This window comes from Enterococcus sp. DIV0561 (assembly GCF_050539875.1).
Taxonomy (GTDB): domain Bacteria; phylum Bacillota; class Bacilli; order Lactobacillales; family Enterococcaceae; genus Enterococcus; species Enterococcus faecalis.
Genome location: NZ_CP172927.1, coordinates 1,627,457 through 1,648,393 on the forward strand (window position 1 = coordinate 1,627,457; position 20,937 = coordinate 1,648,393).

Here is a 20,937-nt window from a genome sequence, read left to right on the forward strand (position 1 = left end):
CTGAAATGCACGAAGGCATTTCAGCTCTTATTTTAAGCTTTAGTCTGTTTCAATCAAGCCATATTTGCCATCTTTACGACGGTAAACAATGCTTGTTCCATTTGTTTCAGCATCTTCAAAAATAAAGAAGTTGTGTCCTAACATGTTCATTTGTAAAACAGCTTCTTCACTGTCCATCGGTTTTAATGATAGACGTTTTGTACGAACGATGTCTAATTCTGAAGGTGTTTCTTCTGTTTCTTCACCAACTAAGAAGACAGCGGCTTTTGTATTGTTACGTCCTGTTTCACGAGATTTTCTGTTGATTTTTGTTTTAAATTTACGAATTTGTCGTTCTAATTTATCGACAACCAAATCAATACTTGCGTATAAATCAGGTGACGTTTCTTCAGCTCGTAAAACTAGATAAGGAAGAGGAATAGTAACCTCGACTTTGGCTGTTTTTTCAGTGTACACTTTCAAATTCACGTGAACCGTTGCTTCAGGTGAATCGCTGAAATATCTTTCTAATTTACCGACTTTTTTCTCAACATAGTCTCGAATCGCTTCGGTTACCTCGATATTTTCTCCACGTACATTATATCTAAACATAACAATTACCCCTTTCATCTACCAGTAAAGAAAAGATTAAAGGACCACTCTTTAATTCCCTTCTTCTTAATTTCATTATATCGAATAATCTGGGTTTTGCCAACAAAATAGTCATCAAATTTATGAATTCTTTTCTTTTTACCGCGCGAGAGTAAACGTATTCAAACTTTTAGGATAACAGTCATTGATAACAGCAGCTGCGTGGAAAAGAGTTCGTCCAGTGGTATAGATGTCATCCACCAAAATAACAGAACAATTTTTTAATTTTTCTTGATTTTCTTTTTGGATGGCAAATGGTTGTTGCAACTGCATCCTTTCCTTTCTAGTTTTCTTAGATTGCGGAACATTTTCCTCTTTTCTAATTAAAAAAGGGCTGTACGGAACATCAGCCGCTTCTAGTAAGCCAATTACTTGGTTGAAGCCTCGTTCTTGCATTCGCTTTTCGGATAAGGGCACCGGAATAATATAGTCCGCAGATTGTTGCTGAAAGTAAAAGTTGATTTCCTCGTTAAAACACATTCTTAAGCGATAGTCTCCTTGAAATTTATAGCGTTCCATCCACTCTTGCATTCCTTCATCATAATGAAACAACGCTGCATTATGAAAAGAATACTCTGGATAAAGCAGCTGCCACCTTTGACAATCAAAACAATAGCGCTCTTGGCTGACGCGATTACAGCCAAAACAAGTGCCTATCATTGGCAGTTTCTGGAACTTTGCTTGGCAGTGCTGGCAAAGTGAAGGCCTCGCCCATTTTTTAAAACATAAGAGCATTTTTAATGTTATTTCCAAACGAATGGGGCTTGCGCAATTTTTACAATCCATCTAACATCCCTCGTTTGCTAGCCAAGCGATTCATTTGCTTTATTTGCCGAATTGCCTCTTTCATGTCTCTTGTTTCCCCATCATGTAAAAATAAAACTTCGCCGTAATTGAATTCTTGTCTTCGATCGACTCGACCCGCAATTTGGACAAGTGTTGAAGAAGTGAAGACTCGATGATTGGCACCATAAACAATAACTGAGACTGCATCAAAAGTCACACCACGTTCTAAAATGGTTGTAGTGATCAAAATATCCGTTTTCTGCTGACGCATTGCTTGAACTTTTTCTAGACGAAGCTCATCACTACCATAAACGGCGACAACTTTTTTGTCGGAAAATCGCTCAGCTATTAATGCATGCAATTGGTGAATTAATGAAATACTTGGGCAAAATAGTAAAACTGAATTACGCACCAATAAACGTTTCAAATGATATGCAATGATTTTAATATTTTTGCTAGAAAGACGTTGCCACGACTGAACCCAAAATCGGCGTGGCACAGGTAATGGCCTACGATGATATCTTGCTGGCAAAATACTGGCCGCTAACTTCTTTTGCTGTAAAAGCTTCCGCAATTCTTTCGTAGGGGTTGCTGTTAAGTACACCAAACTACTTCTTTTTTTTCGTGCGTTACGCACTCCATAATAAAGATGCTCGTTATTAACAAAAGGAAAAGAGTCGACTTCATCAACGATAAGTAAATCAAATGCTTGATGGAATTTCAATAATTGATGCGTGGTGCAAATCACTAGTTTCGTATAACGATACGGCTCTTGACTGTTTCCATGAAGTAAAGCAATTGCTTCGTGAGGAAAAACCGCTTGGATTCTGGGAAACAGTTCTAAGCAAACATCGACACGCGGCGAAGCCAGCGCAATCCGCCCCCCTTCTTGTAAGGTTTGGTGCAAAACAGCAAATAACATTTCTGTTTTGCCTGCACCTGTAACTGCCCACACTAAGCGATTCTCTCTTGCTTTTGCTGTCTCACAAAGTTCAACCGAGATCGCTTGCTGTCCCTTTGTTAATTGTCCAGACCACTCAAAAAAGACAGTTCTTGGGCTATTGGGCCTTTCTGGTAAATGACAAAATTTTTGACAAGAAGTCACACGGCCTAATTGAATGCACGCATGACAGTAGTATACATTTGTCGCCAGTCTGTTTTCTTTTTTGGATACGACTTCCCCGCACCGCTGACATTGAATTGTTAGGGGTGAACGCTCTAACATTGTTGATAAATAAACCAGTTTTGTCTGTATTGAACGTTCTGTTTCTTCAAGAATTATTTTACGTCCATGCAAGTCTTCCATGTTAACCACCTCAATTATAAAATACGCATTTCTCTAGCTTTTTTGCGAAAAAAAAGACAAGTTGCTTTTTCGAAGATTCTCGAAAAAACAACTTGTTTTTACTCTTTTTTATCTGCTTGTGCTAACAAACCCAAGGCTTGTTCCAAGACTTTTTCGCCGTTCATTAAGCCGTAATCAGACATGCTAATGACATCTGTTGGGATACCTTTTGGTGATAGACGCTTTTCAAAATCACTCTTCATATAACGAACTTGTGGACCTAACAATAACACATCGACTGGATTATTTTCTAAATTTGTTTCTGCTTCCGATGCAGAAGCCGCAAATATATGGGCATCTAAGCCTTGATTAAATGCTGCTTTTTGCATTTTTGTAACAAGTAAACTAGTACTCATTCCAGCGGAGCAAACTAACATAATTGTTTTTTTTGACATTTTAACAGCCCCTTTTACCATTGCCTTTTTCAATTTTCAACATTATCTATTAAAAATATTATAGTGTAAAGTTAATTTTTGTCAATCATTCTTGTTTTTTAAAGCGGATACAATCCTGGTTTAAACGTACCATGCTGACTTCAGCAATTTATTAAATACCACATATTCTTTTTCCAAATTCACTTGAACTACTTGATAACTCGCATTCAACCAACCATAAGCGCCTTTTTCTGGATGCTTATAATCGTTCGCCCACCAATCGACATCTGTCTTAGCAGTTTTTGGTAAACCAGAATGAGGGAATAACAATTCATCAAACTGGGTAAAGGTCAAGGTAACTTGGGAACCGCCATTCGTTTTCAAATAATGAGTAATTGTATCATATTTTTTCTGTCGTGTATGTACCATTTCCAGCGCCTCCCTTTTCTCTATCATACCTTATTATAACGTTTTTTTCCAAAAAATCTCACAAAAAAGATGAGAGAAAAAGTTGCTATTCAGTTGATTCTTTTTTATACTGACTTTATTACGAGAGAAAAGGATGCCCATATGTTAGAAAGCTATATTACAGTCAAACAAGATGGTTTCAGCGAGATTGAAATCAAGAAATCGCGGTTTATCTGTTCTGTAAAGCGCGTAACATCAGAAGAAGAAGCAAAAGCCTTTATCGCCGCAATAAAAAAAGAACATTGGAAAGCCAATCATAATTGTAGTGCTTTTGTGATCGGCGAAAAAAATGACATTCAGCGGAGCAGCGATGACGGCGAACCTAGTGGCACTGCTGGTGTTCCAATGCTAGAAGTCTTAAAGAAAAAAGAGTTAATCAACGTAGTGGCTGTTGTCACTCGTTATTTTGGCGGAATAAAATTAGGCGCTGGTGGTTTAATCCGAGCATATAGTCATGCTCTTTCCCACACTTTAGATGAAATTGGTTTAGTCATTGGCAAATTGCAACAAGAACTATTGATTACGATCGCCTATCCTTTATTAGGAAAAACCCAAGCCTTTTTAGAACATAGTCCCTACACGCTTAAAGAAACTATTTACACAGAGTCTATTCAGTTAATTTGTTTAGTAGATGAACAAGCAACAGAAACATTTATAGCTGAAATGACGGATCTACTTAACGGTCAGTTGACAATTGAAAAAGGCGCAACGAGCTATCACGAACTACCATTTAACGAAAAAGGAGCACAAGCAAATGACATTTGAAGAAGTATTGCCACAGATTAAAGCAGGAAAAAAAGCCGTACGTAAAGGCTGGAGCGGTTTTGAACTTTTTATTGAATTACGTGATGAAATTGGCACCTCCGAAGGTGAATTTTTACAAGTTACCCCGTATTTTTTAATCAAAACTTCTGATGAAGGCTACAGCATGTTTTCACCAACACCTTGTGATGTCTTAGCAGAAGATTGGGTGATTGTTGAAGCATAACTACACACATAAGGTCTGGCAGATTACGGCGATTGCTCGTTCTTCCAGACCTTAATTTTTAAATGTTTAAAGGAGTTTTTCTTATGCCAAAAGAATTTGAAACAAAACGGGTGCTTGTAACCGGTGCAGCTTCAGGGATTGGCCAAGCACAAGCAATTGCCTTTGCTGAACAGGGCGCTGAAGTTATTGGCATCGACCTAGACGAAACGGGGTTAAAACAGACAGCCGCACTGGTTAATCCAGATTCTACTAAGCCATTTACTTATTTTGTCGGTGATGTGTCTTCTCCCTCATTTGTGCAAGCCACGATGAAACAAATTGTGAAAAACAACGGCCAAATTGATATTTTATTAAATACGGCAGGTATTTTAGATGATTATCGTCCTTCTCTAGAAACTTCGGAAGCTTTATGGGATCAAATTTTAGCAACCAATTTAAAAAGTGTCTTTTTAGTGACCAATGCTCTATTACCTTATTTCCTCCAACAAAAAAAAGGAGTAATCGTTAATATGGCATCTATCGCTGGCTTAGTAGCTGGGGGCGGCGGCGCAGCGTACACTGCCTCCAAACACGCAATCATCGGGTATACAAAACAACTTTCCTACGATTATGCCAAATTAGGCATTCGAGCAAATGCGATTGCGCCAGGTGCCATCCAAACACCCATGAACGCAGCTGATTTTGCAGGAGAAGGCGAAATGGCTACTTGGGTAGCACGTGAAACACCAGCGGGCCGTTGGGCACAGCCACAAGAAGTAGCAAAACTTTCATTATTTCTAGCTAGTGATGACGCTGATTATATCCATGGCACAGTTATGACCATCGATGGTGGTTGGACCATGAAATAAAAAGACTTTACAGAGTGTCTGTTCTTCAGTAACATGTAACACAGTGAGGCAGCTCACACCATAACACTTCAGTTGGCTTTACTGCCCTTCCTTTGGTTATGGTTATCACTAAAACACGTCGTTGTTTTATAAAGGAGAATCTCAAATGAATCATTCATCAAATCCACAAACCAGTACGTGGTCAGCTACGGTTTTGGCTAAAATGGCGCTGGTTACCGCTTTGTATGTCGTTGTCACTGTACTTCTCGCTCCGCTTAGTTTTGGTCCGATACAGCTTCGTCTTGCCGAATTATTTAATTATTTAGGCGTTTTTAACAAGCGATATATCTGGTCCATTACGTTAGGGGTTGCGATTGCCAACACCGCTTCGCCTCTTGGTATCATCGATATAGTCATCGGTAGCGCTGGCACGTGCGCAGTCTTATGGATTGCCTATTTGGCGACAAAAAATCAGCAAAATTTATTGATTAAACTGATGCTAACGGCCATTCTTTTTGCTTTGTCCATGTTCACTGTCGCCGGACCCTTAACGTTCTTTTATCAGTTACCTTTTTGGTACACATGGTTGACCGTTGGACTTGGTGAACTTCTTTCAATGACAGTCGGCGGTATCCTGATTTACGTATTAAATAAAAAAATACAGCTTGTAAAACGCATTGAAGAATAAAAAAGCGCTTGGGATTTAAACCCCAAGCGCTTTTTAGCACTATCCTTTAGGTTGAATGAAGTCTGCTTGCCATTTTCCAAGAGATGGATTGTAATCAAAATACCAAAGTTGTGAAAAATATTGTTTTTGATGCTTGTATCCCGATAAAACACGACCGCTTTGAGTATCTTCCTCGTAGTCAATACAAGAAAAATGAAGCATCAGTGAAAAACTGGTTTCACTAATATGATGATAATTCGAAGCTGGCGCTACTTTCACTTTTTTTACATGATTTCTGATGCCCGCTTGTTGATTTTCTTGTAATACTGCAAGATGTTTTTGATAAAGTTTTTCTGTATAGTTATCTTTGACTACAGACAAATTTTCTTGATCCCACGCTTGTTGTATTTCTAAAAACGTTTGTTGTATTTCTTTTAAGAGTGCCTTTTTTTCTTTTGATGTTCCAGGTAATGCTGCCCACATTTCTTGAAAAGCACCTTCATCGACTGGCTGATTTCTACGGCGTCTTTGCCAAATCATCGCGACCCCAAAAAGAACAAAAAACACTGTTGAAATTAAGCTTTCCAGTGGCGTTGTGTTGCTGGTCCCGGTCTCGTTATGATGAACATAACTTCTTGATCCATCACCGCTTGGCGAAAAACCATTCGAGGGATTGCCCCCGCTAGGACTTTCTACACGTCCACCGCCATAGCCTCCAGCTACAGCCGCCGCTTGATTAGGCCATAAACAAAAGACCATGACACATCCCACAAAAACCAAAATTAACTTTCTCATTTTCTCACCTTTCGATCCTTTCAAACCAACAAATTAATAAATAGACGCAGAATACTAAACAAAGCGCCAAGATTAACAATAATTAATAATACCTTCAGCCATCTGCCATATGGTTGTACTGATTGATAACTTCGTTGATAAATACTCAAGCCAAACAGGACCGCTGGCCACATAAATATACTAGATCTTGGGCCAAATGAATTACCCTCGCCCCAAAAATTCACATGAATGGGCACATGAGCTGGTAAATCAGGATAGACCACCGCACTTAATAATAGTAAACTGACTGCTAAAATACTTGTAACAATAAACAATCCCTGACTAACTTTTTCAATCTGCTTTTCTCTCATTAATTTAGCTTTCTCCTCTAGTTTAATGATGGATATACTATCAGTTTATGCCTCCCTATCTGAATTTGCAATAAAAAAAAGACAAGGAAACATCCAATTAAATGTCCTTGCCTCTGTTTTAAAAATCCTAAATCAAGCCTTTCACGCCTATATCTTTTCGATAGTACATTCCAGGAAATGAGTAATTATCCAATGTTTGATAAACTTTTTTGCGGGCTTCTTCAAGAGTCGAAGCAGTTGCTTCTGCTAAAAAGATTCGTCCGCCAGCCGAAACCAGAGCCTGTTCTGAACGAGTTACCCCTGCATAATAGATGGTTTCACCAGACATTTCGGGCAATGGTAGATTTGTCTTGTATTGATTAGGATAGCCTTCTGCTGCTACAACAACACCAACACTCGCTAACTCATTCCATACAATCGTTGGTTGCTCTTTCGCCAGCAATGAAGAAATTATTTCTGAAAGGGGACTCTCTAAACGTGCCAACACAACTTGTGTTTCTGGATCCCCAAATCGAGCATTAAATTCAATAACCTTGGGGCCAGTTGCTGTTTGGATTAAACCAGCATATAAAATCCCTTGAAACGGACGTTTTTCAGCCACCATTCCTTTAGCAGTCGGTTTCAGGACTTGGCTAATGGCTTGCTGAACCGCTTCTTCTGGGATCTGAGGCACTGGTGTGTAAGCACCCATCCCCCCTGTATTCGGCCCAGCATCCCCATCGAAAATCCGCTTATGATCTTGAGCAATCACCATCGGATATACCTTCTCATTAGAAACAAAGGCCATTAAGGAAAATTCTTCTCCTTGCAAAAATTCTTCGATTACGACCGTTTGACCGCTTGCTCCAAATTGTTGGTCCTCCATCATCGCAACTAGCGCCCGTTTTGCGTCTGCTTTTGTTTCGGCAACTACTACTCCTTTTCCAGCTGCCAAACCATCCGCCTTAATAACAATTGGTACTCCTTGCTGTTCAATATATTCTAAGGCAGGTGCCAAACGTCGAAAGACCCGATATTCCGCCGTTGGAATCTGGTATTTTTGCATAAAATCTTTCGCAAAACTTTTTGAACCTTCAATTATTGCAGCTGCTTTTGTCGGGCCAAAAATCAGTAATCCCGCTGCTTGAAAGGCATCTACAATCCCTTCAATTAATGGCGTTTCCGGTCCGACGAATGTCCAATCAATCTGATTATCCTTCGCAAATTGAATTAGTTCCGTTTGCTGCTCTTCACTGATAGGTACAGTCCGAATATTATCACCACTCATACCAGGATTACCTGGTGCACAATAAACAATCTTGACTTTGTTTTCTTGCTGTAATTTTTTGGCGATTGCATGTTCACGACCACCACGCCCAATCACTAATATATTCATCGGTTTCTCCTTTAAAAATTAATGTTTGAAATGACGAGTCCCAGTAAAAATCATCGCAATGCCATAATGATTCGCTAGATCGATTGATGCTTGGTCTTTAATGCTCCCACCTGGCTGAATAATTGCTTGAATGCCATGTTGTGCAGCATATTCCACGCTATCTGCCATGGGGAAAAAGGCATCACTTGCTAAGACGGCCCCTTGTAATTTTCCAGCTGCTTGGGCTTGATCAACTGCAATTTTTACTGACCCAATTCGATTCATTTGACCAGCGCCAATTCCCACTGTTTGACTTTCATTGGCTAAAACAATAGCATTTGATTTTACATGCTTGACTGCTTTCCAAGCAAAGTTCAATGCGTCTCTTTCAGCTGGTGTGGGTTGGCGCTCTGTAACTACTTGCCATGCTTGTTCATTTTCAACAACTGTATCTTGTTCTTGAATTAATAACCCGCCCATAACAGAAACTAATTCCGCCGCTTTTTTTTCTTGAGCATGAAAATCTAACGTTAACAAACGAAGATTCTTTTTCTGAGATAACAGTGCCAGAGCTTCTTCTTCAAAACTAGGCGCAATAATTATCTCTAAAAAGATTTGATGCATTTCAGCCGCAGTCGCTTGGTCCACTGGACGATTCAAAACAACAATGCCACCAAAAATTGAAACTGGATCTGCTTCAAATGCCTGACGATAGGCTGCCAAAATCGTTTTTCCTGTTCCAATTCCACATGGGTTCATATGTTTGACAGCGACGACCGTAGGTTCTGTAAACTCGCTAGCAATCCGGAGCGCTGCATCAGCATCTCGAATATTGTTATATGACAGTTCTTTGCCATGAAGTTGTCGAGCGGAAGCAATGGATAATGATACAGGTACAACGGATTGATAAAAGGTGGCTTGTTGATGGCTATTTTCGCCATAACGCAATGTTTGCTTACGTTCATAAGTAAGCGTCTGTTTCTCTGGTTCAGTTTCACCCACTTGCGTCGTTAAATAGTCAGCGATAAGCGCGTCATAAGCAGCGGTATGACGAAAGACTTTTGCTGCCAATCTTTTTCTAGTGGTTAACTGGCTAGTTCCAGTGCTGCTAATTTCACTTAATACCTGTTCATAATCACTAGGATCAACCACTGCTGTTACGTCTTGATAATTTTTTGCCGCTGAACGTAACATGCTAGGACCGCCAATATCAATCATTTCAATCGCTTCTGCTTCAGAAATCGCTGGTTTTAAAATTGTTTCTTTAAATGGATAAAGATTCACTACTACAAGGTCAATAAAGTGAATGCCTTGTTCAGTCAGTGCTTTTTGATGCGCTTGGTTTCCCCTTTTTGCCAAAAGTCCGCCATGGATATTCGGATGTAACGTTTTGACACGGCCATCTAACATTTCTGGAAAACCAGTGATGTCGTCAATAGCAAGTGTCGGTACCCCCGCTTCTTCTAAGACAGTCCTTGTTCCCCCAGTAGAGATAATTTCAAAGCCATTTGCAACTAAGCCTGCTGCAAATGTTGTCACTCCTGTTTTGTCTGAAACGCTAATCAATGCTCTTTTGGTCATTTCATTGTCTCCTTTACAATTTGTGAAATTATTTTTGGGTACCATTCGTGCTCAAGAGCATGAATTTTCTCTGTTAATGTGTCCAATGTATCTTCAGTATCAATCTTGGTGGTTGTTTGGAAAATAATCGGTCCTGTATCAACCCCAGAGTCAACATAATGGATAGTGATTCCTGTTATTTTCACTCCATAATGAAATGCCTCTTCAATTCCGTGAAGACCTGGAAAACTAGGTAACAGCGAAGGATGAATATTGACGATTCTCTTTGGATAAGCCTCCAGTAAAGTCTTGCCGATAATTCTCAAATAACCAGCTAACACGATTAAATCGATCCGATGCTCTTTTAAATGTTTCAATACTTGTTCTTCATACTGCCCACGAGATGGAAAATCAGATGGCGAAAAGCAAACAACGGGAATCTTGCGTTTTTGGGCACGGGTCAATACATAGGCTTCAGGCTGGTCACAAAAGACTAAGCTCAACTGCCCTGCGATTTTTTTTTGGGAAAAAGCTGCAGCAATCGCCTCAAAATTGCTACCATTGCCAGATGCAAAAACAGCTATCTTCATAAGGCTTCCTTAAAAATAACGGCTTTCGTTTTCCTAGGTACCAAACGACCAATTTCAAAAGCTTCTGGTAAAAGCTCCTGAACTTTTTCAACATGCTCTGGACTCACCGCTAAAATCATCCCTAAGCCCATATTGAAAATTTCATACATTTCTTCAGATGGAATTTCACCGTATTTTTGAATCAATTTAAAAATTGGTAGCACTGGCCAACTATTTAATTGAATCTCTGCAGCTAATGAAGAAGAAAACATTCTTGGTAGATTTTCTAAAAACCCGCCGCCAGTAATATGCGCAGCACCATGCACGAGTCCTGCTTTTAACAATGGCAATAATTCCTTCACGTAAATTTTTGTTGGTGTTAATAATTCTTCCCCTAACGTTTTGGGTGCCAATTCTGGAAGCTTGTCCGTTGTTTTAAACGAATGTTTCTTAAAAAAAACATTTCTTACTAAAGAGTAACCATTAGAATGAAGACCACTTGAAGGAAGACCAATCAAGAAATCGCCTTCTTTTACGTTACTTGGAGTCAAGAGTTGACTTTTCTCAGCAATACCCACGGCAAAACCAGCTACGTCATAAGCATCTACTTCATACATATCAGGCATTTCAGCTGTTTCGCCCCCAATTAAGGCTGCATTCGCCTCACAACAGCCAGCCGCAACACCCGCAACAATTGCTTCAACTTTAGCTGGATTAACGGTCCCTAACGCTAAATAATCTAAAAAATATAACGGTTCGGCGCCTTGTGCGACGACATCATTGACACACATTGCTACACAATCAATTCCGATTGTCTCGTGTTTCTGTTCTTCAATTGCCAAGAGTAACTTTGTGCCTACGCCATCCGTTCCTGATACCAAAACTGGTTCTTTAAGCTTGTAACTACTTAAATCAAAACAACCACCAAAACCACCAAGCATGCCCAACGTTCCCGTCCGTTGTGTCTTTTGGCTATGCTTTTGAATTCGTTCCACTACTTCGTATCCCGCCTCAACATTTACGCCAGCTTTTGAATAGGCATTTTCCATGTCAATTCCTCCTAGTTTCTTTTTTCAAGGATGCTTGATATTGTTCTTCATAATCATACAAAGGCGTTGGATAGTCTCCATTAAAGTAAGCCATACACAGCCCAGAATAAGGAGCATCATAATTTAATTGAATCCCATCAATCAGCCCTGCTTCACTCAAAAAAGCCAGCGAATCTGCGCCAATCTGCTCTTTGATCTCTTCAATTGAATAGTTTGCCGCAATTAGTTCGTCCCGCGTCTGTATATCAATGCCATAAAAACACGGATATTTTAATGGTGGTGAAGCAATTCTGACATGAACTTCTTGCGCTTCTGCTTCTTTTAATAAATGGATAATGCGTCGAATAGTGGTCCCGCGAACAATCGAATCATCTACTAAAATGACTTTTTTTCCTTTGACCACGCCACGAACTGCCGATAGTTTCATACGGACACCTTGTTCTCTTAATTCTTGTGTCGGCTGAATGAATGTTCGAGCGACATATTGATTTTTTACTAAACCTAGTTCGTAAGGAATCCGTGCTTCTTCTGCATAGCCGCTAGCTGCAGACAATGACGAGTTTGGTACCCCAATTACCATATCAGCTGCGACTGGACTTTCGATTGCCAAGTTCTTCCCCATTCTTTTACGAGCTGTATGCACATTAACTCCAGCAATAGTTGAATCTGGTCGTGCAAAATAAATATATTCCATTGCGCAAATCGCTGGTTGGACTTCCGTAGTGAAAACCTCTATTTTCAAGCCTTCATCAGAAATGATGACTACTTCACCAGGCGCCACATCTTGAATAAAGCGAGCCCCAACTGTTTCTAATGCACACGTTTCGGATGCCACAACGTACGCCCCATTGTTCATTTGTCCGATGGAGAGAGGGCGAAAGCCATTGGGATCGAGTGCAGCAATCATCATCGTTTCTGTTAATAAAAGATAAGCAAAGCCCCCCTTAACCAAATTCAAGCTCTCTTTTAGTTTATCGAGAAACGAGGCAGCAGTGCTTTTTCGAATCAAGTGCATTAAAATTTCAGTGTCTGAATTAGAATGAAAAATAGCGCCTTCTCTTTCTAGTTGTTTTCGTAAACGCTTGGCATTTGTCAAATTGCCATTGTGTGCTAACCCAATTTGACTATCATAAAATTTAAATAAAAATGGCTGAATATTATCCACGCTACCCGTACCAGCGGTTGCATAGCGTACATGACCAATAGCCGCCGTTCCTTCTAACGCATTCAGTTGTTCTTGCTTTTGGAATACTTCTGCTAATAAACCTAAATCACGGTGGCCATCTAATTTCCCAGAATTGTTCGCCACAATTCCCGCGCCTTCTTGGCCTCGATGCTGCAAGCTGTGTAAGCCAAAATAGGTCACGTGTGCCGCATCAGGATGACCCCAAATACCAAAAATACCACACTCTTCATTTAAGCTTTTTGCTTCATAAGACATGGAATCGCATCCTCCCATAAGGCTTTGGCTTCTTTTGTTGAACAATTGATCACATCATCTAACGCATGGATGACCAAACCAGTTTCAGTCACTTTCCCAATGTGTTGGGCTTTTTTTCCAATTAGTGTTTCAAATTCTTCTTGATGCCGGGGACTAACTGAAAGAATAAAACGGGATTGCGTCTCCGCAAATAGATATTCTTTTTTTAATGGCAGTGTCACCTGTAACCCCAGTTCGTTGGCAAAAGCCGACTCGGCTAAAGCAACGGCAACGCCGCCTTCAGCGCAATCATGCGCGCTAGCAACTAGGCCTGCTTGAATTGCTTTTAAAACTAATTCTTGGTTTGCTTTTTCCTCTTTTAAATCAAATGAGCGTAATTGCCCTTCAATTCGACCCAGTTGCATTTTTTGAATTTCCGAGCCGTTAAAATCTGCGTGGGTTTCACCGATGAGATAAATTAAGTCATCCACTTGTTTAAACGCTTGTGTGGTAATTTGTGAAACATCTTCAATCACGCCCACCATGCCAATCATCGGCGTAGGGTAAATGGCTTGACCATCTGTTTCATTGTAAAGAGAGACGTTCCCTGAAATCACGGGTGTTCCTAGCTGACGGCAGGCTGCGGCGATTCCATCCGCCGACGTCCATAATTCCCAAAAACTTTCTGGTTTATCTGGGGAACCATAATTCAAGCAATCAGTGATAGCCAAAGGTTGTGCTCCACTTGCTACAATATTACGGGCTGCTTCTGCAACCGCAATTTGCCCACCAATTTCAGGATTTAAATACAAATAACGGCTATTACAATCTGTTGTCATCGCTAAGGCTTTATTGGTGCCCCGCACTCTTAAAACAGCTGCATCACTTCCTGGTTGCACCACTGTATTCGTTTGTACTTGACTATCATAGGTTTCGTAAACTGATTTTTTCGATGCAATCGTTGGCTGTTGCAATAGGCGTTTTAATAATTCCGTACTATTCGTAATTTCTGGAATGAAGGGCGCTAATTTTTTAAAAGCACGCATCCGTTCTGGTTCTTGATAGGCTTTCTGGTAAACAGGTGCTTCTTCTGCCAAAGCATCTACTGGTACATCTGCGACTATTTTGCCACCGTGAAAGACACGATACTGTCCATCATCTGTTACGGAGCCAATCGCTACCGCTTCTAAGTCATACGTTTGAAACAATTCACAAACTTGCTGTTCTGCTCCTTTTTCCACACAGATTAACATCCGTTCTTGGGACTCAGACAAGAGCATTTCATAGGGGCTCATCTGCGTCTCTCTCTGTGGAACTTTATCTAGCTCTAGAATCAAGCCTGAACCTGCTTTTGATGCCATTTCAGCACTTGAAGAAACCAAGCCAGCCGCCCCCATATCTTGGATGCCGATTAAAATATCTTGATGATTTTTGATTAAATCAAGACAAGCTTCCAATAATAATTTTTCCATAAACGGATCACCAACTTGTACCGCAGATCGTTGCTGTTCTTCACCTTCACTAAATTCTTCTGAAGCAAAGGTCGCACCATGAATTCCATCTCGTCCTGTTTTCGCACCTACATAAAGAATGCTATTTCCGACGCCTTTTGCTTGGCCTTTTTGAATCTCGTCATGACGAATCAATCCCACACACATAGCATTAACAAGTGGGTTTCCTTGATAACATGGCTCAAAAGCAATTTCGCCGCCAACGGTTGGAATACCAATACAATTTCCATAACCGCTAATCCCCGCCACAACTTCTTGAAACAAATAACGTGTTCGTGCATCCGTCAGTTCGCCAAATCTTAACGAATCCAGTAAAGCAATCGGCCGCGCCCCCATACTGAAAATATCGCGAATAATTCCACCAACGCCTGTAGCTGCTCCTTCGTAAGGTTCTACTGCAGAAGGATGATTATGGCTCTCTGCTTTAAAAACAACAGCTAATCCGTCACCAATATCGACAATCCCAGCTCCTTCACCAGGACCTTGAAGCACTTGTGGCCCTTCCGTCGGAAACTTTTTTAAAACGGGCTTGGAATTTTTGTAAGAGCAATGTTCACTCCACATCACGGAGAATAAGCCAGTTTCTGTATAATTAGGTTCTCTTTGCAAAATGGTCTCAATCTGATGATATTCTTCATCTGTTAGTCCCCATTCTGCATACAACCGTGTCTCCTTGATTTCTTTTGGTGTTGGTTCATTCATCATTGGCTTAATTCCTTTCCAAAGTTTTTAATGATTGAAGCAAAAAAACTGCGTCCATCTGTTGAACCTAACAATTCTTCCATCGCTCGTTCCGGATGAGGCATCATTCCTAAAACATTGCCCTGTTCATTACAAATACCAGCAATATTCGCAAGACTACCGTTCACCCTTTCTTGATACGTAAAAACAATTTGGTTCTTTTCTTTCAGCTCTTTCAACGTTTTTTCATCACAATAGTAATTCCCTTCGCCATGTGCTACTGGTAAATGTATCGAAACATTTTCAGGATACTCGCTTGTAAACTTTGTGTGTGTATTCACTTTCAAGGGGACACTTTTACAAATAAAACGAAGCGAATCATTTCTTAACAACGTACCAGGAAGCAAGCCAATTTCTGTTAAAATTTGAAAGCCATTACAAGTACCAAAAACCATTTTGCCTTCTGTAGCAAAGCGAATCACCTCATTGATAATTGGCGAAAACCGAGCAATTGCACCACAACGCAAGTAATCGCCATAAGAAAAACCACCAGGCAATAACACGCCATCAAATTTTGCTAAAGAAGTGGCATCGTGTCGGACAAATTCTGCATCGACGCCCATCACCTCTTTGACAGCCCACAATAAGTCTGCATCACAATTAGATCCTGGAAAAACAATCACTGCCAATTTCATTTAAATTTCCTCCAAAGATAAAATTTCAAAACGATAGGATTCCATATTTACATTGGCTAATAGTTGATCACAAATTTGTTCAATTTTCTCTTCAATTGCTTCTGTCTGCTGGACGTGCATTTCAAAATACTTACCGACACGGATTTCGGCTACTTCTGTAAAACCAAGCCGATGGACTGCTTCCTTAACCGCTTCACCTTGGGGATCCAAAATTGATTCTTTATACGTAACATAGACTTTGACAAAATACATACGCGCTTCCTCCTCAATTAGCTGTTAGTAAACGTTGTAAAACTTCTTCATATACAGGAACTATTTCTCCTAATTCACGGCGATAAACATCTTTATCCAGATGTTCGTTTGTGTTTAAATCCCATAGACGACAGGTGTCTGGAGAAATTTCATCTGCCAGTAACAATTGATTGGCCTTCGTCCGACCAATCTCGATTTTAAAATCGATCAAACAAATATTGAGGCGTTGAAAGAGTTGACTAAGCGCCTGATTAATTTGTAAAGCCAATGCTTTAATCTCCACAATTTCAGCAGGAGTGGCTACTTTTAGAAATTGAATATGATCTTCGTTAATAAAAGGATCATCCAGACGATCTTCTTTGTAATAAAATTCAATAATGGGCGTCACTAATTTAGTGCCCTCTTCAATCGCTAAACGCTTTGAAAAACTTCCTGCCGCATAATTACGTACGACAACTTCCAAAGGAATCATTTCTACGGCCTGAATTAATTGTTCGTGTTCAGATACTTTTTTGATAAAATGATTGGGAATCTTCTGTTGCTGTAAATGTTCAAAAATTAGACTAGTGATTTGATTATTTAAAGCGCCTTTCCCAAGAACTTTGTCTTTTTTTTGACCATTTAAAGCTGTTGCTTGATCAAGATATTCCACAAAAAGAACCGCTGCATTTTCTGTTTGATACAACTTCTTCGCTTTTCCTGTATACACAAGTGCTTTCTTTTCCATTCTTTCCCTCTTCTCGTTAGCTTCATGAACCCTATTCTTTCTAAGCCAGCTGATTTACATCAGACAAAAACTTACATTAGTTACAAAAAAACAATAATCGTTCGTGTTTGTCGAATGTAAAAATAAAAAACTTGCTTGGAGCAAGCATTTATTAAGTTACGTTCCAAATACCAACAGCCTCAATTTCCTTTAACGTTTCTGATAAGCAAGGTGTTGTAATGGTGACGTGGCCCATTTTTCTGCCCACTTTTGATTCAGCTTTTCCATAGTAATGGACTTGCCAAGTGGGTTTTGACGTGCATAACTGGTAGCTTTTTTCTAAGTGTTCACCTAAGAGATTCACCATAACCACTGGTTGAAGTAACTGGGGTAACCCAATGCCCCAATTGCTAATCCCTCGAATATGCGCATCAAATTGACTAAATGAGCAAGCTTCAATAGAGTAATGACCTGAGTTATGAGGCCGTGGCGCTAATTCATTGACGTACAACTCTTCTGAATCCGTTAAAAACAGTTCGATAGCTAAAACCCCAGATAAATTTAATTCCTCAGCAATGTGTTGCGCCAATTCCGCTGCTTTTTGTTGCACATTCTCAGAAATTCGAGCGGGCACAATTGATTCATGCAAGATATTCTTTCGATGAATGTTTTCAGATACAGGAAAGCTTTGGTAACCATGCTTATTCCCTGCAACGATGATTGAAAGTTCTTTAGTGAAAGGCACCCACTTTTCTAATTCACAAGTAGCGTTAGCTAATAATTCAGTCGCTTGGGAGAAATCCTCTTCGCATTTTAAGACGACCTGTCCTTTTCCATCGTATCCACCTTGAATAGTTTTTAAGACACATGGAAAACCAATCTTTTCTGTTGTTTGTGGCAGCTCTTTCTGACTTTTCACTTCCGCAAAAGAGGCAATCTTACAGCCAATCGATTGAAGAAACGTTTTTTCAAGCAATCGATTTTGAGTAATTTTTAACAATTCTGTTCCTTGTGGCAGCTTTTCTAGAGGAATGGCCTTTTCTAGGGAGGCCACTTCAATATTTTCAAATTCATAGGTGATCACATCGCATAACTCTGCTAGTTCAGTTAAAGCAGATATCTGATCAAAGGCTGCCACAATTTGACGGTCAGCTACTTGACCAGCTGGACTATTGAGCGTTGGGTCCAACACAATCATTTGGAAACCCATTTTTTTACCACTCATGACTAGCATTCGCCCTAACTGTCCCCCACCTATAATGCCAATAGTTGCTCCGACTTTTAAAGGTTTATTCAAGTTGTTCCCCACTTTCCATAACCGCTTTTTCCAATGATTGTCGTCTTGCTTGGATTCTTTCTGCTAACTGTAAATCATCAATACTTAGTATTTCTGCAGCTAATAACCCAGCATTGGTAGCACCTGCTGAGCCAATCGCAGTTGTTGCTACAGGAACTCCCCCTGGCATCTGCACAATAGACAACAGTGAATCAATACCGTTTAATGTTCGTGTTTTAACTGGAACACCAATGACAGGTAAGGTTGTCTTTGCAGCTACCATCCCTGGTAAATGGGCCGCTCCACCAGCGCCAGCGATAATAACCTTCAATCCTTTCGTTCGTGATTCCTCTGCAAAACGAAACATCAAGTCAGGGGTCCTATGTGCTGATATCACTCGTTTTTCATAAGGAATTTTCAACTCTTCCAACACAAGACAAGCAGCTTTCATCGTTGCCCAGTCTGAGGTACTTCCCATAATCACAGCGACTAATGGTTTCATGAATGTAATAACTCCTTCCGCCTTTTTTCACTGTTATTCTAACAATGAGAAAAAGAGATGTCAAAGAAAAACCGAAATATTATAGATTAAAATTATATAATGTTCGTGTTTATCAAAAAAAAGAGTCATCGGAAAGATGACTCTTTTTTGCTATTTTTAGCGTTGCTTCCTCTTTAAGAAGAAACATCGCCTGTATTAATAACTGGTTGTGTGCCTTTATCAGTAATGATTGAGACTAGTAAATTATTAATAAGTTGTACTTTTCGTTCATCGGTAAAATTAATTTCTTGCCCTTCTTCGATCTGTTCTAAGGCCATTTGTGTCATGCTTACCGCACCTTCAACAATTGTTTGTCGAGCCGCTAAGATTGCTTTTGCTTGCTGTCTTTGCAACATGGAGCTAGCAATTTCAGTTGCATAAGCTAAATGATTCAACCGTGTTTCGATAACCTCTACACCAGCCACTGCTAAGCGTTCTTGCAATTCTTTGGTTAACTCCTCGGAAATTTGTTCGGTATTTCCTCGCAGAGTTACATCATTATCTGAAAAAGTGTCATAAGGATATTGTGTTGCTACATGCCGGATTGCCGTTTCGCTTTGAATTTCCACAAAGTCTTGATAATAATCGACATTAAATAACGCCTTAGCTGTATCGACTACCCGAAAAACGATGACCGCAGAGATTTCGATTGGATTCCCGTCAGAGTCATTGACTTTTAATAGAGAACTATTGAAATTTCGTACTTTCAAAGAAATGTTCATTTTTTGCGTAAATGGAATGGTAATAAACAACCCATTTTCTTTAATCGTACCTAAGTAGCGACCAAAAAATAAAATCGCTTTCGCCTGGTTAGGACTAACAATAGTTAAGGAACTTAAAAATAAAATAGCGCCAATTAACAAAATAATACCTAAAACAACAAGAACACCATTGGTATGACTCGCTCCATAAATAAATAGACCAATTCCCGCAATTAAAATAACTAATAAGCTCGCAATTCCTACGTAGCCACTCATATAAAATGTTTTTTGCTCTTCCATCTGTTTCACTCTCCTAACTCATTTATCTGGTCCTTATTATACACCTCATTGCCTTCAATAGAGTAACTTTTAACATTAAATAAACTGATTTTTTCAGTGCTCTTGTAGTATACTGAGAACAAAGAAATCCCAAGAAAAGGAGTGATAGAATGCGCTATTTAAGCAAGGACATTTTAGAGGAAGTCATCACTCAACGCCCTTCCGACTCTTATAAAAGCAATTTTGGGCGTGTCGTATTAATCGGAGGAAACCGTCAATATGGCGGAGCCATCATCATGAGTACCGAAGCGTGTATCAATAGTGGCGCTGGTCTCACCACTGTGATTACTGATGTTAAAAATCACGGCCCTTTACATGCAAGATGCCCAGAAGCGATGGTCGTGGGCTTTGAAGAAACAGTCCTTCTGACGGACGTCGTAGAGCAAGCGGAGGTTATTTTAATTGGTCCAGGTTTAGGCTTAGATGCTACTGCACAACAAATATTAAAGATGGTACTCGCCCAACATCAAAAACAACAATGGTTAATTATCGATGGCTCAGCGATTACCCTATTTAGCCAAGGCAATTTTTCCCTTACCTATCCTGAAAAAGTTGTTTTCACACCTCATCAAATGGAATGGCAACGTTTGAGTCACTTACCTATCGAGCAACAAACACTGGCAAATAACCAGCGCCAACAAGCAAAATTAGGCAGTACGATTGTTTTAAAAAGTCATCGCACCACAATTTTCCACGCAGGAGAACCTTTTCAAAATACAGGTGGCAACCCTGGGATGGCTACTGGCGGAACTGGGGATACCTTGGCTGGCATCATTGCTGGGTTTTTGGCTCAGTTTAAGCCGACAATTGAAACCATTGCTGGCGCCGTTTACTTACACAGTCTCATTGGAGATGATTTGGCCAAAACCGACTATGTTGTTTTACCAACGAAGATTAGTCAAGCCTTGCCGACATATATGAAAAAAAATGCCCAGCCACACACTGCACCTGATTCTGAACTATTAGAACAGAAGCGTTCGAGATAAAACCCAAAAAGGATAAATGGTGACAAATTTTGGGTTAAAAAGCAGGATTTAAGCCTGGGCCGAAAAT

Annotated in this window: 24 protein-coding genes; 5 read left to right on the top strand and 19 right to left on the bottom strand. The window is 40.0% G+C overall.

The features are described 5' to 3' along the window. Positions 1 to 39 precede the first annotated feature (39 nt). The 5 genes from hpf to IGM13_RS07915 form a co-directional block, all read right to left on the bottom strand. Complete coding sequence (gene hpf, locus IGM13_RS07895; protein WP_002357293.1) at positions 40 to 591, bottom strand: ribosome hibernation-promoting factor, HPF/YfiA family; 552 nt, start codon at positions 589 to 591, stop codon at positions 40 to 42. 138 nt (positions 592 to 729) lie between these two features. Further along, positions 730 to 1,416: a ComF family protein gene (locus IGM13_RS07900; protein ID WP_002408898.1), complete on the bottom strand. Its 687-nt coding sequence runs from the start codon at positions 1,414 to 1,416 to the stop codon at positions 730 to 732. Next, the gene (locus IGM13_RS07905) at positions 1,406 to 2,722 is read right to left on the bottom strand and encodes a DEAD/DEAH box helicase (RefSeq protein ID WP_002420119.1); all 1,317 of its coding nucleotides are present in this window, start codon (positions 2,720 to 2,722) and stop codon (positions 1,406 to 1,408) included. The genes IGM13_RS07900 and IGM13_RS07905 overlap by 11 nt, the downstream gene beginning before the upstream one ends. Positions 2,723 to 2,820: 98 nt before the next feature. Continuing rightward, positions 2,821 to 3,156, bottom strand: coding sequence for a PTS sugar transporter subunit IIB (locus IGM13_RS07910; protein ID WP_002360150.1), 336 nt, complete (start codon positions 3,154 to 3,156; stop codon positions 2,821 to 2,823). A gap of 120 nt (positions 3,157 to 3,276) precedes the next feature. Beyond that, positions 3,277 to 3,564, bottom strand: a complete 288-nt coding sequence (locus IGM13_RS07915) for a DUF7662 domain-containing protein (RefSeq protein ID WP_002357286.1) — start codon at positions 3,562 to 3,564, stop codon at positions 3,277 to 3,279. Positions 3,565 to 3,633: 69 nt separating this feature from the next. Between IGM13_RS07915 and IGM13_RS07920 the strand changes: the two genes are divergently transcribed. From IGM13_RS07920 to IGM13_RS07935, 4 genes are all read left to right on the top strand, one after another. Continuing rightward, positions 3,634 to 4,368, top strand: coding sequence for a YigZ family protein (locus tag IGM13_RS07920; protein WP_002420118.1), 735 nt, complete (start codon positions 3,634 to 3,636; stop codon positions 4,366 to 4,368). Beyond that, a complete protein-coding gene (locus tag IGM13_RS07925) occupies positions 4,358 to 4,591 on the top strand; it encodes a DUF2829 domain-containing protein (protein ID WP_002357284.1) in 234 nt (77 codons plus the stop codon). The genes IGM13_RS07920 and IGM13_RS07925 overlap by 11 nt, the downstream gene beginning before the upstream one ends. Before the next feature lie 62 nt (positions 4,592 to 4,653). Next, on the top strand, positions 4,654 to 5,439 hold the full coding sequence (locus IGM13_RS07930) for a 3-oxoacyl-ACP reductase (protein ID WP_002394932.1): 786 nt from the start codon (positions 4,654 to 4,656) through the stop codon (positions 5,437 to 5,439). Between the two features lie 145 nt (positions 5,440 to 5,584). Further along, positions 5,585 to 6,106 (top strand): QueT transporter family protein, encoded by a 522-nt coding sequence (locus IGM13_RS07935; RefSeq protein ID WP_002408894.1) that lies wholly within the window; start codon positions 5,585 to 5,587, stop codon positions 6,104 to 6,106. 39 nt (positions 6,107 to 6,145) lie between these two features. On the opposite strand, the gene IGM13_RS07940 is transcribed toward IGM13_RS07935, so the two are convergent. From IGM13_RS07940 to IGM13_RS08005, 14 genes are all read right to left on the bottom strand, one after another. Continuing rightward, positions 6,146 to 6,880: a TIM44-like domain-containing protein gene (locus IGM13_RS07940; protein ID WP_080348946.1), complete on the bottom strand. Its 735-nt coding sequence runs from the start codon at positions 6,878 to 6,880 to the stop codon at positions 6,146 to 6,148. A 20-nt stretch (positions 6,881 to 6,900) separates the two neighbouring features. Beyond that, positions 6,901 to 7,230: a DUF1648 domain-containing protein gene (locus tag IGM13_RS07945; protein WP_002420116.1), complete on the bottom strand. Its 330-nt coding sequence runs from the start codon at positions 7,228 to 7,230 to the stop codon at positions 6,901 to 6,903. 127 nt (positions 7,231 to 7,357) lie between these two features. Continuing rightward, positions 7,358 to 8,605, bottom strand: coding sequence for a phosphoribosylamine--glycine ligase (purD, locus tag IGM13_RS07950; protein ID WP_002420115.1), 1,248 nt, complete (start codon positions 8,603 to 8,605; stop codon positions 7,358 to 7,360). Between the two features lie 18 nt (positions 8,606 to 8,623). Beyond that, the gene (gene purH / locus IGM13_RS07955; protein ID WP_002420114.1) at positions 8,624 to 10,210 is read right to left on the bottom strand and encodes a bifunctional phosphoribosylaminoimidazolecarboxamide formyltransferase/IMP cyclohydrolase; all 1,587 of its coding nucleotides are present in this window, start codon (positions 10,208 to 10,210) and stop codon (positions 8,624 to 8,626) included. Beyond that, positions 10,162 to 10,734 (bottom strand): phosphoribosylglycinamide formyltransferase, encoded by a 573-nt coding sequence (purN, locus tag IGM13_RS07960; protein ID WP_002420113.1) that lies wholly within the window; start codon positions 10,732 to 10,734, stop codon positions 10,162 to 10,164. Before purN ends, purH begins: the two co-directional genes overlap by 49 nt. Beyond that, positions 10,731 to 11,762 (bottom strand): phosphoribosylformylglycinamidine cyclo-ligase, encoded by a 1,032-nt coding sequence (purM, locus tag IGM13_RS07965; RefSeq protein WP_002420112.1) that lies wholly within the window; start codon positions 11,760 to 11,762, stop codon positions 10,731 to 10,733. The genes purN and purM overlap by 4 nt, the downstream gene beginning before the upstream one ends. 1 nt (position 11,763) lies before the next feature. Further along, complete coding sequence (purF, locus tag IGM13_RS07970) at positions 11,764 to 13,203, bottom strand: amidophosphoribosyltransferase (RefSeq protein WP_002420111.1); 1,440 nt, start codon at positions 13,201 to 13,203, stop codon at positions 11,764 to 11,766. Next, positions 13,179 to 15,398: a phosphoribosylformylglycinamidine synthase subunit PurL gene (gene purL / locus IGM13_RS07975; RefSeq protein WP_002420110.1), complete on the bottom strand. Its 2,220-nt coding sequence runs from the start codon at positions 15,396 to 15,398 to the stop codon at positions 13,179 to 13,181. Before purL ends, purF begins: the two co-directional genes overlap by 25 nt. After that, positions 15,395 to 16,069, bottom strand: coding sequence for a phosphoribosylformylglycinamidine synthase subunit PurQ (gene purQ, locus IGM13_RS07980; protein WP_002408883.1), 675 nt, complete (start codon positions 16,067 to 16,069; stop codon positions 15,395 to 15,397). The genes purL and purQ overlap by 4 nt, the downstream gene beginning before the upstream one ends. Beyond that, the gene (gene purS / locus IGM13_RS07985) at positions 16,070 to 16,321 is read right to left on the bottom strand and encodes a phosphoribosylformylglycinamidine synthase subunit PurS (RefSeq protein ID WP_002357271.1); all 252 of its coding nucleotides are present in this window, start codon (positions 16,319 to 16,321) and stop codon (positions 16,070 to 16,072) included. Positions 16,322 to 16,334: 13 nt separating this feature from the next. Beyond that, positions 16,335 to 17,048 carry a phosphoribosylaminoimidazolesuccinocarboxamide synthase gene (gene purC / locus IGM13_RS07990; protein ID WP_002357270.1) on the bottom strand — a complete coding sequence of 238 codons (714 nt, stop codon included), beginning with the start codon at positions 17,046 to 17,048 and terminating at the stop codon, positions 16,335 to 16,337. Between the two features lie 151 nt (positions 17,049 to 17,199). Beyond that, on the bottom strand, positions 17,200 to 18,324 hold the full coding sequence (gene purK, locus IGM13_RS07995; protein ID WP_002420109.1) for a 5-(carboxyamino)imidazole ribonucleotide synthase: 1,125 nt from the start codon (positions 18,322 to 18,324) through the stop codon (positions 17,200 to 17,202). Beyond that, positions 18,317 to 18,805: a 5-(carboxyamino)imidazole ribonucleotide mutase gene (gene purE, locus IGM13_RS08000; protein ID WP_002365766.1), complete on the bottom strand. Its 489-nt coding sequence runs from the start codon at positions 18,803 to 18,805 to the stop codon at positions 18,317 to 18,319. The genes purK and purE overlap by 8 nt, the downstream gene beginning before the upstream one ends. A gap of 173 nt (positions 18,806 to 18,978) precedes the next feature. Then, on the bottom strand, positions 18,979 to 19,845 hold the full coding sequence (locus IGM13_RS08005; protein WP_025188666.1) for an SPFH domain-containing protein: 867 nt from the start codon (positions 19,843 to 19,845) through the stop codon (positions 18,979 to 18,981). 149 nt (positions 19,846 to 19,994) lie between these two features. Between IGM13_RS08005 and IGM13_RS08010 the strand changes: the two genes are divergently transcribed. Further along, positions 19,995 to 20,870 carry an NAD(P)H-hydrate dehydratase gene (locus tag IGM13_RS08010; protein WP_002420106.1) on the top strand — a complete coding sequence of 292 codons (876 nt, stop codon included), beginning with the start codon at positions 19,995 to 19,997 and terminating at the stop codon, positions 20,868 to 20,870. Positions 20,871 to 20,937 lie beyond the last annotated feature (67 nt).

Coding starts and splice junctions, on each gene's coding strand:
- hpf (WP_002357293.1), bottom strand. CDS start 591: ATGTTTAGATATAATGTACGTGGAGAAAATATCGAGGTAACCGAAGCG.
- IGM13_RS07900 (WP_002408898.1), bottom strand. CDS start 1,416: ATGGATTGTAAAAATTGCGCAAGCCCCATTCGTTTGGAAATAACATTA.
- IGM13_RS07905 (WP_002420119.1), bottom strand. CDS start 2,722: ATGGAAGACTTGCATGGACGTAAAATAATTCTTGAAGAAACAGAACGT.
- IGM13_RS07910 (WP_002360150.1), bottom strand. CDS start 3,156: ATGTCAAAAAAAACAATTATGTTAGTTTGCTCCGCTGGAATGAGTACT.
- IGM13_RS07915 (WP_002357286.1), bottom strand. CDS start 3,564: ATGGTACATACACGACAGAAAAAATATGATACAATTACTCATTATTTG.
- IGM13_RS07920 (WP_002420118.1), top strand. CDS start 3,634: ATGAGAGAAAAAGTTGCTATTCAGTTGATTCTTTTTTATACTGACTTT.
- IGM13_RS07925 (WP_002357284.1), top strand. CDS start 4,358: ATGACATTTGAAGAAGTATTGCCACAGATTAAAGCAGGAAAAAAAGCC.
- IGM13_RS07930 (WP_002394932.1), top strand. CDS start 4,654: ATGTTTAAAGGAGTTTTTCTTATGCCAAAAGAATTTGAAACAAAACGG.
- IGM13_RS07935 (WP_002408894.1), top strand. CDS start 5,585: ATGAATCATTCATCAAATCCACAAACCAGTACGTGGTCAGCTACGGTT.
- IGM13_RS07940 (WP_080348946.1), bottom strand. CDS start 6,880: ATGAGAAAGTTAATTTTGGTTTTTGTGGGATGTGTCATGGTCTTTTGT.
- IGM13_RS07945 (WP_002420116.1), bottom strand. CDS start 7,230: ATGAGAGAAAAGCAGATTGAAAAAGTTAGTCAGGGATTGTTTATTGTT.
- purD (WP_002420115.1), bottom strand. CDS start 8,605: ATGAATATATTAGTGATTGGGCGTGGTGGTCGTGAACATGCAATCGCC.
- purH (WP_002420114.1), bottom strand. CDS start 10,210: ATGGTACCCAAAAATAATTTCACAAATTGTAAAGGAGACAATGAAATG.
- purN (WP_002420113.1), bottom strand. CDS start 10,734: ATGAAGATAGCTGTTTTTGCATCTGGCAATGGTAGCAATTTTGAGGCG.
- purM (WP_002420112.1), bottom strand. CDS start 11,762: ATGGAAAATGCCTATTCAAAAGCTGGCGTAAATGTTGAGGCGGGATAC.
- purF (WP_002420111.1), bottom strand. CDS start 13,203: ATGTCTTATGAAGCAAAAAGCTTAAATGAAGAGTGTGGTATTTTTGGT.
- purL (WP_002420110.1), bottom strand. CDS start 15,398: ATGATGAATGAACCAACACCAAAAGAAATCAAGGAGACACGGTTGTAT.
- purQ (WP_002408883.1), bottom strand. CDS start 16,069: ATGAAATTGGCAGTGATTGTTTTTCCAGGATCTAATTGTGATGCAGAC.
- purS (WP_002357271.1), bottom strand. CDS start 16,321: ATGTATTTTGTCAAAGTCTATGTTACGTATAAAGAATCAATTTTGGAT.
- purC (WP_002357270.1), bottom strand. CDS start 17,048: ATGGAAAAGAAAGCACTTGTGTATACAGGAAAAGCGAAGAAGTTGTAT.
- purE (WP_002365766.1), bottom strand. CDS start 18,805: ATGAAACCATTAGTCGCTGTGATTATGGGAAGTACCTCAGACTGGGCA.
- IGM13_RS08005 (WP_025188666.1), bottom strand. CDS start 19,845: ATGGAAGAGCAAAAAACATTTTATATGAGTGGCTACGTAGGAATTGCG.
- IGM13_RS08010 (WP_002420106.1), top strand. CDS start 19,995: ATGCGCTATTTAAGCAAGGACATTTTAGAGGAAGTCATCACTCAACGC.